Below are 14297 nucleotides of genomic sequence, written 5' to 3'. Positions count from 1 at the left end.
GAAACTGTCAATGCCTGACAAACTAAAACAATATCCCTACTGCGATTCCCATGGTGTCATCGCCGTCATATCACTCAGGTCGTAAGGCGTTAATTGGTAAACGTAATAGTTAAGCCAATTACTGACCAACAAACTGCCATGGCTGTGCCAACGGGCAATGGCATCGGCCTTAGGATCATCGTTACGATAATAGTTTTGTGGCACATTTGGGTTTAAGCTCTGCGCCAAATCCCGATGATATTCATCGTTTAGGGTGGATTTTTGATACTCAGGGTGACCCATGACAAACAAGTTGCGATTATTGCGACTTAATACCAAATAAGCCCCCGCCTCATCAGACTCGGCCAATAACTGCAACTGTGGATGTTGCCTAATCTCCTCGACATCCATCTCGGCAAAGCGCGAATGGGGCGCAAAGAACTCATCATCAAATCCGCGCAGCAGCGGGAAATGCTGGCAGGTACGGCGGTGGACAAATACGCCAGAACGCTTTTGCTCAAGGATTTTACGATTTAATCCATAGAGATGGTAAAGCCCCGCATGGGCCGCCCAGCAAAGAAAGAGCACCGAGGTTACATGCTGCTGTGACCAATCGATAATCTCGCGGATATGATCCCAGTAAGTCACATCCTCAAAATCGATTTGTCCAAGGGGCGCCCCCGTGATGATCAGGCCGTCGTAGTTTTTATGGCGCACATCCTCAAAATCACGGTAGAAGGTGTTCATATGATCGATTGAGGTGTGTTTCGACTCTTTATCGTGGATACGCAGTAAATCCACATCCACCTGTAACGGAGTATTACCCAATAGGCGTAAAAGCTGGGTTTCGGTCTCGATTTTATTGGGCATCAAATTCAAAATCAGTACCTTCATTGGCCTGATATCTTGATTTGCAGCCCGAGTTTCGGACATTACGAAAATATTTTCAGATTCTAAAATCCCTGCTGCAGGCAGATGATCTGGAATTTTAACTGGCATACCGCGCCTCTTCTGTTCAACAATCAACGGTTCCGGCGCGCGTATGCCACTCAACAAAGAGCAAACAAATTAGCGGCCGACTTTCTCAAGCAGTATCGTCATAGGCTCAGTCGAATTAAGGTCGACGTGATAGGCTTGAGTATTAATAAACAATAACTTATCACCGAGCATTATCCTTGCCCCAATGGCATAGGTATGCCCTGCTTCAAACTGATCTCGCCCCATAGTAAAACTAAATGGCGTCGGGGTTTTAGCGCCTTGACTCTCACGCTCTGCCAGCACCACAGCAGGCACATCCATCTTAGAGACATCAAGCAACTGCACAATCAACTTGGCTTCGGCAGGCAATGCGATACGCTCGCGGTACATAGCCTCACCTTTAATCTCGACAACCGCATTTGGTGTTGCACAACCTGTCATCATCGTCGTCACCGCAAGTAATACCATTGCCACCCATTTTTGCCATGCAGATGTCAGTCCGCTAATCCTTAACCCATGTGTCATTTCATTTCTCCTAATCATACATAAAGACTTCTGGATGTCTACACGCCCAAGCTATAAATCTTGTCATGCTGGACATATCTTCCTATGATAAGCCACCATTTCGTTGCCGAAAAATTTATGACCCAAGCAACTGCGATAATTGTGGGCGCTAGCTCACATTTAAGCCGCGAACTTGCCAAACAATTGGCCGATCAGCAAGTTGAATTAGCGCTTTTTGCGCAGGATGTCGAATCGCTGCGCGAGTTCGCCTCAACCTTACCCACTAAGGTACAGGTATTTTCACTGCAAATAGAACAGCCAAGCGCTATCATCGAACAGCTCGAAAACGTCTGGCAAAGTCTCGGCGGTGCTCATTTAGTCTTGGTGAATACCGGACTCAATAGCTACGATCCTGAGCTGCCATGGCTACCAGAGCAAGACATTATCGACGTCAATGTGCGGGGCTTTGCCGCTATCTGCAATACCGCATTTAGATTATTTCGCGAACAGGGTTACGGCCAGCTTGCCGCCATTAACTCGATTGCTGGTCTGCGCGGCGGCCCGAGCGTGGCTTATCATGCATCCAAAGCCTTTGCCCAAAACTATTTGGAAGGCTTAAGCATGCATGCTCAGCGGCTTAAATTGCCCATAACCATTACCGATATTCAGCTCGGTTTGCTGGATAAAGCCGCCATGCAGCAAAGCACGCTATGGCTTGCCCCGCTCCCGCAAGTCGCCGCGCAAATCATTAAGGCTATGCAGCAAGGTAAACGCCGTGTCTATGTAACCAAGCGTTGGCGCTTAGTGGCTTGGCTGACTAAATTACTGCCGGAGTTTATCTATAACACTCGACACTGGAAGCCGAAAAAGGCCAAAAAGTAGTGTTGTTCCGCGTTTTATTTTATAAAACTGCGAAAAACAAAAAAGGAGCCGCTGGCTCCTTTTTTAATTTTCTAATCAGATAATTAGAAAGTGTAACCCACGCTAACCATATAAACCCATGGGTTAATATCTGTTTCAATAGTCACTGGTTTACCACCCAATTTAAATTCTACATCAGTGCTAATCTGGGCATACCATACTGAAGCGTTCACTAACCAGTTTTTATTGACTTGGTAATCCAGACCCACTTGAGCCGCTAAGCCCCATGAAGTGCTCATGCTTAAGTCAGTTAACGCGCCATTTAAATCGTTAGTGAATTCATTGTCGAAGAAGTTAGTGTAGTTCACACCAACGCCCACATATGGACGTAATGTAGATTGGGCATTACCGAAATAATACTGCGCCACTAGAGTTGGAGGTAAATGTTTCGTTTCTGCAATTTTGCCAATACCAGCTAAAGATACATCATGGCTAAAAGGTGTCGCAGCTAATAGCTCTACACCAAAATTATCGGTCAGCATATAACCAAAATTTAAGCCTAGTTGAGTGTTATTGCTAATTTGAAACTCACCATTACCTGCAACATCATCACTCGATTCATTTGGCGCAACAACCACTGCACCAGCACGAACAATAATATCGCCTGCTTGGTGGGCAGAAACAGAAGCAGAGAAACCAGCAGCTAACAGGGTGGCAGCGATCAGTGTAGAAACAGTAGTTTTATTCATCATCATACTCCATATGTACAACATTGGTTTTTGTTTTACATTACATCCTTAACAATTGACGCCTACACTGCCAGATAAATTTCTTTACATTATTGATCCAAATCAAAATTAAGTGGTGCTACTTATTTTTAGGTATGACCATTGAGATCCAAATCACGCTAAGCAAACATTTATTGATAATACCAGTTAGTTTTTTGTGAGCGAGCGCGTGCATTAGACATGACTAATTACCTCCACAAGGAGTAATAAGGGATAAACAGCCAATATCGCCCTTTACATTTCATTTACATCAACTGAGATTAAAAAGATGGAAGTTGACTACTATCAACAGTAAGAAACCACTAAAAGGTCATACAAAGTAGGTCAAGAGGTATAGTTAAGATATCGACGTCAGAAACGCTCATTCCTGCTCACATGCATTTATCTGCGAACAATAGAATAAGCCACTCGTCTAATGTTGATTAAATGGCTTAGTTGGCTAAAACAAGTTGTGGGTATTGTGAAAGCCAGCCCTTTGCGATAATGCGCTGCTCAAATACCGCCAAACTACGCCGAGGATTTCGAGTTAATGTTAAGGCAAGTAATGAGGCTAAGCCAAAGGGTGCAACGATTTGTAAGTTCTCAATGACAGAAGCTGAAGTCTTAAGCGTAGGGTTAAGTGACACACCGACAGCGGTTTCCATTTCGGGCCAATAGGCCATGGCATCTGAGGATGACTGATAGGGATTATCATGATTTTTAAGGTGCATTCGCGCCTGATTTTTTACTGACCAGGGTAACTCTGGTGCACAAGCTCGCAGACAGGCTTCTATCGCCCAGTCCCGCTCGGGTCTGGCATCCAAGGGACAATAGTAAATGAGATCGATATCGTTTAATGGCTGGCGGTCGAAACCATGCAACTTGTCCCACACCAAATTTCGAACAAATCCGGCCGCAATACACCACTGCGGCATGTCATGCACTTGAGCGCATTGCAATACTAACTCAAGCGCTCGCATCCGTTCGTTATCTTGGCTTAGCCATGTGCGCAATCGTTCGCTTAATTCGGTTTCAGTCATTGGCTAAAATCCGCTTTAATAAGTTAGAAACACAGAAGTGACATCGACTGACACCACTTCGTAATCGGTTTCATAGCACTGATTTAGCACGTAACGACGGATTAAACCGCATCGGCTTGGCGCTCGGGCGCCGCATCCGCAAAGGCTGGTAACTGATTGCATTCGGCCCACACTCGCATAATGTTCGGATAAGGCGTTAAATCCACGTTAAAACGCTGGGCATTATACACCTGCGGCACTAAACACAAATCTGCAATAGTCACCTTATCCCCAAAGCAATAACGGCCACTGTGACGTACTAATTGGGTTTCAAGCGCCGTAAATCCTGTCGCCACCCAGTGGTGATACCAAGCACTTTTAGCCTCTTCATTCACGGTCAACTTTTGCGTTAAATATTGCAATACACGCAGATTATTGAGGGGGTGAATTTCGCAGGCGATAGTTAACGCCATGGCGCGTACATGGGCACGCTCAAGGGCCGAGGCTGGCAATAGCGGCGTTTTAGGATATAGCTCATCCAGATATTCGATAATCGCCAAAGATTGGGTTAACGCATCACCGTCCTGCTCATCATCAACCACCAGTGTAGGCACCAGCTCCTGCGGATTTAACGCAATATAATCCGCTTTATGTTGTTCGCCACCATCACGCACTAAATGCACCGACAACTGCTCGGCGCTCACACCTTTAAGATTGAGGGCGATACGCACACGATAGGCCGCGCTAGAGCGCCAATAACCGTAAAGTATCATCTCACGCTGTCCTTATAAAATTCTGATAAAAACGGGGCTATATAGCCCCGTCGATATTATCTATCCATTTTCAAATAAAAAGCCTTACGCCTTGTACTCAACCACTTTTTGATCGATTGAGCCAAAAATAGACACGCCATTGTCATCGAGCATTTCAATACGCACTGTATCGCCAAAGCGCATAAACGGTGTGCTCGCTTTACCGTCGGCAATCACTTCGAGCATACGTTTTTCAGCTAAGCAGCTCGAACCTGCACTGCGGTCATAGTTAGAAATCGTACCAGACCCGATAATGGCGCCCGCACCCAATGGACGGGTTTTAGCGACATGAGATACTAACTGACTGAAGTTAAAGGTCATATCGACACCTGCATTTGGGCGACCGAATAACTCACCGTTTAAGTAGGTGATAAGCGGTAAATGCACCTTTGAATCTTCCCAGCGATGGCCTAATTCATCTGGCGTAATGGCTACCGGAGAGAAGCTGCTCGAAGGTTTAGATTGGAAGAAACCAAAGCCTTTGGCGAGCTCTGCCGGGATCAAATTACGCAATGACACATCGTTGACTAACATCAGCAGTTTGATGTGTTTTGCTGCATTTTCAGCACTCACGCCCATAGGTACATCATCAGTGATCACTGCGATTTCAGATTCGAAATCGATGCCCCAATCTTCGCTCGCCAGCGGAATATCCGCCTTTGGCGCGATAAAGCTGTCAGAGCCACCTTGGTAAAACAGCGGATCGGTCCAGAAGGTTTCAGGCATTTCAGCGCCGCGCGCCTTACGGACTAACTCCACGTGGTTCACGTAGGCACTGCCATCGGCCCATTGATACGCCCGTGGCAAGGGGGATAAACATTTAGTTTCATCAAAGGTTTGCGTGTTAGGTAATTTGCCTTCATTGAGCGCATCGTACAATTCTTGTAATTGCGGTTTGAGCAGTTCCCAACCATCGAGTAATTGCTGCATCGTATGGGCAATCGCTGGCACGGCCACCGTTTGAGTGAGATCGCGGCTCACTAACATCAACTGACCATCGCGGCGACCATTGTTATAACTAGCAAGTTTCATATCTGCTCCTGTGCTTCTACGGCTCGGCGTACTACGCTTTTTATCTCGTTATGGTTAACCGACAATATCAGCTAACGCGAATTTTTGCTGACGAGAACATAGGTGAATAAAAACCTATATTGACTCGGTATTAGGGTTTGCTGCGCGTAGAAATACCCGAAGCGACGGCGGATTCCTATAGCGTGAACAAAATCACATTTCAGCTTGTTTTTTTACATTCTGTAAACTAATCATTACGTTTTCTACAATGTTGCCGCTTGTCACTATTTCGCTGAACGATATGGTGAAAAAGTCAGCAATAAAGTGGAACGATACTGTTACATCTCAAACTTAAGCCAAGATTACTTTGGCTTGGCGATCTTATATTCCCGAAGTTTGTTAGCAATAGCCGTGTGGGACACGCCCAATTTCTTTGCCAATTGCCGAGTACTTGGGTAAGCCGGATATAAGCGGCGCAGTAAGCTGGCCTCAAATTGCTTCATCGCATCATCGAGATTACCTTCAAAGGCATTATCGAAATAACCAAAACCTTCGGCGTAGGATGGCAACTTAAGTTGCTCAACGGTTAATTCACCCGAACCATCCCACATGGATACGGCTCTGAAGACTGCGTTTTTAAGCTGACGGACGTTACCCGGCCAAGCGTAAGTTAACAGATGATCACGGCATTGGGCCGAAATCCGCCTGACAGGGCTGGATAATTGCTGGCTGTAATGCTCGAGGAACATCTCTGTCAGCGGAATAATATCGACTTTGCGCTCACGCAGTGACGGAATGTGATAGCTAAGCACATGGATGCGATAGTACAAATCTTCCCTAAATTCACCGGTTTGACATAGCTCGGCTAAGTTTTTCTGGGTCGAGCAGATAATTCGCACATCGGCGCGGACTTCTTCGTCGCCACCAATGCGTCTAAAAGTGCCATCCTGTAATAACCGTAGCAGTTTGACCTGCGCCGCCTTGGACATTTCAGCCACTTCATCGAGGAATACAGTCCCGCCCTTCGCCTCTTCAAAAAAGCCACGCTTGATCACTTTGCCTTGGCTGACGTAGCCAAACAGTTCTTCTTCGGCGGCGCTATCGGGCAATGCTGCACAGTTAATGGCGATAAACGGCTTTTCGCGGCGCATGCTGGCATCATGGCTGGCTCTGGCCATGAGTTCTTTACCCGTGCCAGTTTCGCCCGTGATCAGTAATGGCGCATCGAGCTGCGCCATGCGGCGGGCTTGTTTAAGCACTTCTTTCATCTTGTCGCTGCTGGCCAACACATTTTCAAAGCCTGTGGTTTGATTTTGCAGCGCATTAAATTGTTTACCCACCCGCGCAGGCGATTTCAGCGACACCACCGCACCGACAAGGATAGTTTTCTCATCCTCATCGGGTAAATAAATCGGTAACATTTCAGCCAGATATTCGTTTTGGCCAATATTCACCCGCGCCGCCTGCGGCAGCACTTGGCCCTCACTGAGCCAGCGGCTGAAGTTAAAACCTTGCACCCAATGATTTAAGGATTCATCGAGCACTTCATGTTCTCCCATGCCCATGTTGAGCAGCGCCGATTCGTTCACAATGCGAATACGCGCCTTCACGTCGATGGAAAACACTGAGTCTGGGAGGGTTTTAAGCAGGGTTTTTAAGGCGTAGTGTTCCTGCTCCGACGGCATGAATGACACCGTTCGCACATCATGGACACTCTCCACTTTGCGGATTTGCGGCATCAAAGCACTTAAGGTTTCAAAACTGACTTCGGCAAATTGCAGGTAGAGAAAGCCTTGATTACTGGCATCAATGGCAATGAGATTAATGCCATAACGTTCTAACACGACTAAGATGTCTTTCGCTAAACCCACGCGATCTTGACAGCTAACTTCCAAGCGCATAATGACTGATATTCCTTTTTTTGATTCGAATTTTGGAATAAACCGTGCGAGCTATTGTTCCTGAGTATGACCTCATAAGAGATTCGTTTGACGAAACGTATTTAGTTTACGCAAACGTAAAGGGCAGAATTAATAGCTGGGCGTGTATACGTTAGAAGGTTACGCTCAAAGTGGCAAGCCTAGTTTACAGCGCATTTGTAACAGGAAGAAAAAATCAGCATCAAAATTGCATTAAGATGCTGATTTTAAATATTAACTTTTTAATCTAATAACAGGTCGGTCTTGGCCGCCATAATGAAGTCATTCTTATGCAGCCCCTTAATCGAGTGTGACCACCAAGTCACGGTCACCTTGCCCCACTCGGTTAAAATACCAGGATGGTGGAATTCTTCCTCGGCCAGTTCCGCCAACTTATTGGTAAATGCCATTGCTAGTTTAAAGTTTTTAAACTTGTACACCCGTTCCAATTGCATGATACCGTCACGTACTTGCACGCCCCAATCGGGGATCATGCGGATAAGCTCGGCCAATTCTTCATCGGTCACTTTTGGTGCATCAGCTTGGCAAGCTTCACATTTCATTTGGGTTAACGCGGTCATACATACTCCTCTTGGCAACATCACGGATCACTCCGTTGCACTTATTACGCTTTATTCAATGAGTGTTTTATTAAAGCTAGGCAATTAGCTTGCCTTCTTTGCCTTTGGCGGATATTTCGGGGCAAACAAACCGAGCTGCCGCGCCTTAGCCACATAGGCCATAATGTCCATTTTGGCGATTTCATCTAATACATCAATATGTTCAATCACATAGTAAATCGGCTGCATAATATCGATACGATAAGGCGTACGCAGCACATCTAATAGATCAAACGGCTTACGTTCAGGCACTTGGCTTTCCATGGCATACAAGGTTTCGCCAGGTGAGCTCAATATGCCGCCGCCATAAATACACAGTTCACCCTCTTGAGGCTTAAGTAAACCAAACTCGACGGTAAACCAATAAAGACGGGCTAAAAACACTCGGTCTTCCTTGCTCGCATTTAATCCTAACTGGCCATACATATGGGAAAAATGGGCAAAGGACGGATTAGTCAACAAAGGACAATGGCCAAAAATCTCGTGGAAAATATCCGGCTCTTGTAAATAGTCAAACTCTTCCTTACGACGGATAAAGGTCGCAACCGGGAATTCCTTGTTGGCTAATAGCTCAAAAAAACGGCCAAAGGAGATCAAGGCTGGCACATCGGCGGTTTTCCAGCCCGTGGTAGCCATTAACACCTTATCAATCTCGGCCAATTGTGGAATACGATCCTTTGGCATGGCTAAGGCATCAAGCCCCTGCAGATATTCCTTACAGGCGCGCCCAGGCAAATTCACCGCTTGGCGAGCATACAATTGGCGCCAAATGTCATGTTCTTCCTGCGGGTAATGGATATACCCTGAATCATCGGCACTTCTGGCAACATAGGGGGCGGTATGGACGGTATCTATAGTCATAAAATTCACTTCATGGCTGACGCTAATACCTCCATAGTGATCTAAGCCCCGATTTTTGTTAACTCCCTCACAGTTTATTGTTCACCCAAGAATGTGACGTAAACGTAAAGCAAATATTACAAGGCATTTAAAATCCCTAATGGATACAAATTGAATCTGATTGAGACGGGTAGCAAACCTTGACACTGCCACACAAAAATGACGACGATAGACAGATAATATGCAGAAAAACCGACAAATTTCGGTGTTTGTAAATGGCTTTTCTGTGCAGGTCATTTACAATATTGCCCAATAATCGCCTCTCCTTAATCTGAAGGTTCGCAATGAAACAACATCAAATTCGTAAAGCCGTTATTCCTGTCGCCGGACTTGGCACTCGTATGCTTCCTGCGACTAAAGCTATCCCTAAGGAAATGCTACCCGTTGTTGATAAGCCATTGATCCAATATGTCGTTAGTGAAGCCATCGCTGCGGGTATCAAAGAAATTGTTCTCGTGACCCACGCCAGTAAAAACTCCATCGAAAACCATTTCGACACCAGTTTTGAATTAGAGGCGCAACTAGAGCGCCGCGTGAAACGTCAATTGCTCGAAGCCGTGCAATCCATTTGCCCTAAAGATGTCACAGTGATCAGCGTGCGCCAATCCCAAGCTAAAGGCTTAGGTCATGCGATTTTATGCGCTAAATCCGTGGTAGGTGATGCACCTTTTGCCGTATTACTGCCAGATGTGATTATCGATGAGGCCAGTTGCGACTTAAAAACCGATAACCTTGCCTCTATGGTAAGCCTGTTTGATGAAACTCAAGTCGGTCAAATCATGGTTGAAGGTGTGCCGCATCATTTAGTAAATCAATATGGTATTGCCGATGTGAACGGCCACGATTTGCAGCCTGGTGAATCAGAGCCATTAGTCGAGCTGGTTGAAAAACCACCGGTTGATGAAGCGCCATCTAACTTAGCCGTTGTTGGCCGTTACGTGTTACCGGCGGCAATTTGGCCACTGCTTGCCAAAACACCAGCAGGCGCAGGAGATGAAATCCAATTAACTGACGCGATTGCAATGTTAATGAAGGAAGAAACGGTAAACGCTTACTACATGCAAGGTAAGAGTCACGACTGCGGTAATAAGCAAGGCTATATGCGCGCTAACGTGGAATACGCGCTGCGCCACAGCGAAATCGGTGAAGATTTTGCCCACTACTTAAAAACAGTTGTAAAGGGAATTAAATAATGACGATTTTAGTGACCGGAGGCGCCGGTTATATTGGCACTCATACCGTAGTGGAATTACTCAATGCGGGAAGCGAAGTGATTGTATTAGACAACCTGTCTAATTCAAGTATCGAAGCCCTAGACCGTGTCGAGCGCATTACTGGTAAATCGGTCACATTTTACCAAGGCGATATCCTCAATAAGGCCCTGTTACAGAAAGTCTTTAGCGACCATAGTATCGATGCGGTTATCCACTTTGCTGGATTAAAAGCGGTAGGCGAATCTGTTGCTAAGCCACTCAAGTATTATGAGAATAACGTGACTGGCACCTTAATACTTTGCCAAGTGATGGCGGAGTTTAAGGTAAAAAATCTCGTATTTAGTTCTTCTGCAACGGTATATGGCGATCCTGCAAGTCTTCCTATCACTGAAGATTTTCCTACGGGCGCAACCAACCCTTACGGTCAATCTAAATTGATGGTGGAGCATATACTGGCAGATTTACACCATAGTGACCCAAGTTGGAATATCGCCCGTTTACGCTACTTCAACCCAGTTGGCGCCCATGCCAGTGGGTTGATTGGCGAAGATCCTAACGATATTCCCAATAACCTGATGCCGTTTATCGCGCAGGTTGCCGTTGGTAAACGCGAGGCCCTCAGTGTGTTTGGTAATGATTACCCAACCCACGATGGCACGGGTGTGCGCGACTATATCCATGTAGTAGATTTGGCCATTGGCCACCTTAAAGCGCTCGAAAAGCTTGCTACCAAACCAGGGCTTGTCACCTACAATCTAGGTACAGGCCAAGGTTACAGCGTGCTCGATATGGTTAAAGCCTTCGAAAAGGCCTGTGGTAAGTCGATTGCGTACCTGATTGCACCGCGCCGCCCTGGTGATATTGCCGCCTGTTACGCAGATCCAGATCATGCAAAAACCGATCTGGACTGGCAGGCGACTCATAGTCTTGAAGATATGGCAAATAGCAGTTGGCATTGGCAATCAACCAATCCCAATGGTTATAAAGGCTAATCATCTAAATGGCTTGCGGTAATTCCCAAGCCATTTTTCTTATCGATTAATAAAAATTGTTATCCATTAAACACCTATGACAGAAAGCATTAATCACAGTCGCCGTAGTCTCTTTAACCGTAGAAAATCCGTCGTGATTAGGCCGCCTTGGGTGCGCGAAGAAGTTGAGTTTACCGATGTGTGTACTCGCTGCTCAGCCTGCATCACCGCCTGTGAAACTAAGATAATTTTCAAAGGTGATGGCGGCTTTCCTGAAATCTCGTTTAAGGACAATGAGTGCACTTTTTGTGCTCAGTGTGCCACCATCTGCCCAGAAGAAAAGCTATTTGATTTGAGCCAAACGCCATGGCAACACCAAGCGGTAATTCAAGATAACTGTTTAACCTTTCAAGGCATTTGGTGCCAAAGTTGTAAGGATGCCTGTGAACCCCGCGCCATTGGTTTTACCCTAAGTGTGGGTCAAGCGCCTATGCCAAAAATTGACACCAGCCTATGCACCGGTTGCGGCGCCTGTGTCGCCCCCTGCCCAAGTCAAGCGATTAGTATTAAGCAACCAGAATAACCATCAAGCAATTCACACTGCAGAACTGGGCTTACCCTTGCTTTTACGTTACTATTTCAATCCCAATGCTATTTCAATCCCAATGTATTAGGTCTTACATCACCATGTTCGGCAAAAAGTTCTTGTTTACCCGCAAATCGTCCCCCACTCTGAGCTTTATTGCCGAAGGCACTAAGCTAACAGGTAATATCGAATTTACGAGCGATGTCTTGATTGGTGGAGCTATTCAAGGGCAAATCCTGTCGCAGGCAAACATTATTGTTGAGCAAACGGGAAATCTTCACTGCGAGGTAAAATGCCGAGAATTGATTATCGATGGCTATTTTAAAGGTCGTTTAATATGTGAGCGTTTAGTCATTCAAGCCCATGGTGTTGTTGATGGGGATGTGGCTTGTACCTCCATGCAAATCAATGAAGGTGGTCAGTTTATTGGCTTAAGAATTAAAGAAGATAATCAGACAATCCATGCCCATAGCTTACCATCGACAACACCAACCAATGTCTTGATATCGCAGAGTCAAGAAAACTAACACTGCCCCACACCATACCGATAAAGAAGCTTGGTAGATAAGCTATTTACCTGCCGAATTCACTCGAGATGAACTGTCTAAATAAACGCCCAATAGTCCATTAAACAGAATGAATCGTTAAATAATTGTTAATATAACGATTGAGATCACAGTTCAGCCGTACAGCAACTGCTAACCTCACTGACTAAAAATGCATACCGTGCATAATTGTTGCTGCTTAACAGATTTTACTAGCATGGCAAGGCTATACCACAGTGTCATTGCAGACTAAGACTCATCGCAAGGCGAAACCACAGTGTCATTGCAGACTAAGACTCATCGCAAGGCGAAACCAAATGAGCAATCCATTACTAAAACAAATCTGCGAACTCGATGTATTCACTTTACTTGTATTTAAAAGTATTTTTGATAACGGTCATGCAAATAGTGCAGCTAAAGCCTTAAATGTATCAGCCCCCAAAATTAGCCGCTGCCTTAATGCACTTCGCTTAACCTTTAACGATGAATTATTTTATAGGCGACAACAGGGACTCAAACCCACTCCCCTTGCCGAAAGCCTTTATGTCGCGATTTGTCAATTTACGGATGCAGTACATCACCTAGAGCAATCGGCATTACAGCTCCAACATTCGGCAAGTCACGTTGAACTGCCTTTGCATATTGCCGCGAGTAATGGGTTATTAAGTTTCTTAGCTCCGCAGCTCAGCTCACCCGAAGTGATCAGCGAGCTAGGGCAAATAAGACTTCATAAATGGCAAGATAATAGTGCCGAGTTAATACATGCAGGTGAGTTAGACCTTGGCATTACACAAGAACCCGTAGAAACAAAAGAGCTCACCATTACCCACTTAGGAAGCATTGCCAGTGTATATATCGTCGCTTCAAAACATCATCCTCTTTGGGAAAGCCAATTTGACATTACCCTTGAGCAAATCTGTCGTCATTCGTTTCTGTGTTTAGAGATGAAAGGTTTTAACGCTAGAATTGATCCTCTTGAACTTTTCTGTCAGCGTCAGGGGTTGCTGTTACCCTCGATTGAAAGGGTCATCGACCGAGAAGAATGGTATGCACACTTACTCACGATGCAAAGCGTAGCATTTTGTTCGAGCATCGATATGCACACCGTAAAACATATGCCAGGACTAAAACTCGTACCGCTATCAGTATCAGAGTTGCATCGTCTGCATGAAACGATTATGCCACCGCAATATTTTCTCATCGAAAAACCACGAAGTCATCGGCGCTACAATCAAACCCAATGTGAGCTTGTGGTTAGGTCATGGTTAACTGTGCTTAGCTCCAATTCGAGAGTCTCTCAATAATTATTAGGCATGGATGCCAAATGTTTTTAAAAGGTTAAAATTGTTAGACATTAACTTTAGAAGCGCAAATACCTCCCCTAAACTCACTGCTTAAAAGAGCCACTTCTGACTTACTTTTCGCCATTAAAAGTGCCAAATATAGGTTTCATTAGTCTCCTATCATTAAATTAATTGAAAATTAATCTAAACAACCCATTAAATATATAAGTAAAAATATGCTAGCCACCTCATGTTTTTGCGCATCAATTTCAATTAATAAAATATCTAATTTCACATTTTAGAATTTCCGTTTTTATGTGTTAAAGCA

At 45.2% G+C, this 14297-nt stretch carries 15 protein-coding genes; 6 read left to right on the top strand and 9 right to left on the bottom strand.

Going from position 1 to position 14297, the window contains the following annotated elements:
* Positions 1 to 36: 36 nt before the first annotated feature.
* Positions 37 to 978 (bottom strand): homoserine O-acetyltransferase MetA, encoded by a 942-nt coding sequence (gene metA / locus SO_RS07735; RefSeq protein WP_011071826.1) that lies wholly within the window; start codon positions 976 to 978, stop codon positions 37 to 39.
* A gap of 69 nt (positions 979 to 1047) precedes the next feature.
* Positions 1048 to 1482, bottom strand: coding sequence for a YbaY family lipoprotein (locus SO_RS07730; protein ID WP_011071825.1), 435 nt, complete (start codon positions 1480 to 1482; stop codon positions 1048 to 1050).
* Between the two features lie 117 nt (positions 1483 to 1599).
* On the opposite strand from SO_RS07730, the gene SO_RS07725 reads away from it, so the two are divergent.
* A complete protein-coding gene (locus tag SO_RS07725; RefSeq protein WP_011071824.1) occupies positions 1600 to 2343 on the top strand; it encodes an SDR family NAD(P)-dependent oxidoreductase in 744 nt (247 codons plus the stop codon).
* Between the two features lie 83 nt (positions 2344 to 2426).
* Here the strand turns inward: SO_RS07725 and ompW are convergent, their stop codons facing one another.
* The 7 genes from ompW to phhA all read right to left on the bottom strand — a co-directional run bounded on the left by ompW (position 2427) and on the right by phhA (position 9331).
* Positions 2427 to 3074 carry an outer membrane protein OmpW gene (gene ompW, locus SO_RS07720; RefSeq protein ID WP_164925667.1) on the bottom strand — a complete coding sequence of 216 codons (648 nt, stop codon included), beginning with the start codon at positions 3072 to 3074 and terminating at the stop codon, positions 2427 to 2429.
* Positions 3075 to 3541: 467 nt separating this feature from the next.
* Positions 3542 to 4129: a nucleotidyltransferase family protein gene (locus SO_RS07715; protein WP_011071822.1), complete on the bottom strand. Its 588-nt coding sequence runs from the start codon at positions 4127 to 4129 to the stop codon at positions 3542 to 3544.
* Positions 4130 to 4230: 101 nt separating this feature from the next.
* The gene (maiA, locus tag SO_RS07710; RefSeq protein WP_011071821.1) at positions 4231 to 4881 is read right to left on the bottom strand and encodes a maleylacetoacetate isomerase; all 651 of its coding nucleotides are present in this window, start codon (positions 4879 to 4881) and stop codon (positions 4231 to 4233) included.
* Positions 4882 to 4965: 84 nt separating this feature from the next.
* Complete coding sequence (locus SO_RS07705) at positions 4966 to 5952, bottom strand: fumarylacetoacetate hydrolase family protein (RefSeq protein ID WP_011071820.1); 987 nt, start codon at positions 5950 to 5952, stop codon at positions 4966 to 4968.
* A gap of 341 nt (positions 5953 to 6293) precedes the next feature.
* Complete coding sequence (gene tyrR, locus SO_RS07700) at positions 6294 to 7832, bottom strand: transcriptional regulator TyrR (RefSeq protein ID WP_011071819.1); 1539 nt, start codon at positions 7830 to 7832, stop codon at positions 6294 to 6296.
* Between the two features lie 260 nt (positions 7833 to 8092).
* The gene (locus SO_RS07695; RefSeq protein WP_011071818.1) at positions 8093 to 8431 is read right to left on the bottom strand and encodes a 4a-hydroxytetrahydrobiopterin dehydratase; all 339 of its coding nucleotides are present in this window, start codon (positions 8429 to 8431) and stop codon (positions 8093 to 8095) included.
* Positions 8432 to 8515: 84 nt separating this feature from the next.
* Positions 8516 to 9331: a phenylalanine 4-monooxygenase gene (gene phhA / locus SO_RS07690; protein WP_011071817.1), complete on the bottom strand. Its 816-nt coding sequence runs from the start codon at positions 9329 to 9331 to the stop codon at positions 8516 to 8518.
* 323 nt (positions 9332 to 9654) lie between these two features.
* Here phhA and galU point away from each other — a divergent pair, with 323 nt between their 5' ends.
* From galU to SO_RS07665, 5 genes are all read left to right on the top strand, one after another.
* The gene (galU, locus tag SO_RS07685) at positions 9655 to 10563 is read left to right on the top strand and encodes a UTP--glucose-1-phosphate uridylyltransferase GalU (RefSeq protein WP_011071816.1); all 909 of its coding nucleotides are present in this window, start codon (positions 9655 to 9657) and stop codon (positions 10561 to 10563) included.
* Positions 10563 to 11576, top strand: coding sequence for a UDP-glucose 4-epimerase GalE (galE, locus tag SO_RS07680; protein WP_011071815.1), 1014 nt, complete (start codon positions 10563 to 10565; stop codon positions 11574 to 11576). Before galU ends, galE begins: the two co-directional genes overlap by 1 nt.
* 76 nt (positions 11577 to 11652) lie before the next feature.
* Entirely contained in the window at positions 11653 to 12138 is a 486-nt protein-coding gene (napF, locus tag SO_RS07675) for a ferredoxin-type protein NapF (RefSeq protein WP_011071814.1), read from the top strand.
* Between the two features lie 104 nt (positions 12139 to 12242).
* Complete coding sequence (locus SO_RS07670) at positions 12243 to 12668, top strand: bactofilin family protein (protein ID WP_011071813.1); 426 nt, start codon at positions 12243 to 12245, stop codon at positions 12666 to 12668.
* Positions 12669 to 13003: 335 nt separating this feature from the next.
* The gene (locus SO_RS07665) at positions 13004 to 13990 is read left to right on the top strand and encodes a LysR family transcriptional regulator (RefSeq protein ID WP_011071812.1); all 987 of its coding nucleotides are present in this window, start codon (positions 13004 to 13006) and stop codon (positions 13988 to 13990) included.
* Positions 13991 to 14297 lie beyond the last annotated feature (307 nt).

This window comes from Shewanella oneidensis MR-1 (assembly GCF_000146165.2).
Classification (GTDB): Bacteria; Pseudomonadota; Gammaproteobacteria; order Enterobacterales; family Shewanellaceae; genus Shewanella; species Shewanella oneidensis.
Note: the sequence above shows the minus strand (reverse complement) of the source record. Positions and strands in the feature narration are given on the sequence as shown.

What these genes read in the sequence shown, in the direction of transcription:
- maiA (WP_011071821.1), bottom strand. Translation starts at nt 4,881, where the DNA reads ATGATACTTTACGGTTATTGGCGCTCTAGCGCGGCCTATCGTGTGCGT.
- phhA (WP_011071817.1), bottom strand. Translation starts at nt 9,331, where the DNA reads ATGACTATAGATACCGTCCATACCGCCCCCTATGTTGCCAGAAGTGCC.
- ompW (WP_164925667.1), bottom strand. Translation starts at nt 3,074, where the DNA reads ATGATGAATAAAACTACTGTTTCTACACTGATCGCTGCCACCCTGTTA.
- galE (WP_011071815.1), top strand. Translation starts at nt 10,563, where the DNA reads ATGACGATTTTAGTGACCGGAGGCGCCGGTTATATTGGCACTCATACC.
- napF (WP_011071814.1), top strand. Translation starts at nt 11,653, where the DNA reads ATGACAGAAAGCATTAATCACAGTCGCCGTAGTCTCTTTAACCGTAGA.
- galU (WP_011071816.1), top strand. Translation starts at nt 9,655, where the DNA reads ATGAAACAACATCAAATTCGTAAAGCCGTTATTCCTGTCGCCGGACTT.
- SO_RS07695 (WP_011071818.1), bottom strand. Translation starts at nt 8,431, where the DNA reads ATGACCGCGTTAACCCAAATGAAATGTGAAGCTTGCCAAGCTGATGCA.
- tyrR (WP_011071819.1), bottom strand. Translation starts at nt 7,832, where the DNA reads ATGCGCTTGGAAGTTAGCTGTCAAGATCGCGTGGGTTTAGCGAAAGAC.
- SO_RS07705 (WP_011071820.1), bottom strand. Translation starts at nt 5,952, where the DNA reads ATGAAACTTGCTAGTTATAACAATGGTCGCCGCGATGGTCAGTTGATG.
- SO_RS07730 (WP_011071825.1), bottom strand. Translation starts at nt 1,482, where the DNA reads ATGACACATGGGTTAAGGATTAGCGGACTGACATCTGCATGGCAAAAA.
- metA (WP_011071826.1), bottom strand. Translation starts at nt 978, where the DNA reads ATGCCAGTTAAAATTCCAGATCATCTGCCTGCAGCAGGGATTTTAGAA.
- SO_RS07665 (WP_011071812.1), top strand. Translation starts at nt 13,004, where the DNA reads ATGAGCAATCCATTACTAAAACAAATCTGCGAACTCGATGTATTCACT.
- SO_RS07670 (WP_011071813.1), top strand. Translation starts at nt 12,243, where the DNA reads ATGTTCGGCAAAAAGTTCTTGTTTACCCGCAAATCGTCCCCCACTCTG.
- SO_RS07725 (WP_011071824.1), top strand. Translation starts at nt 1,600, where the DNA reads ATGACCCAAGCAACTGCGATAATTGTGGGCGCTAGCTCACATTTAAGC.
- SO_RS07715 (WP_011071822.1), bottom strand. Translation starts at nt 4,129, where the DNA reads ATGACTGAAACCGAATTAAGCGAACGATTGCGCACATGGCTAAGCCAA.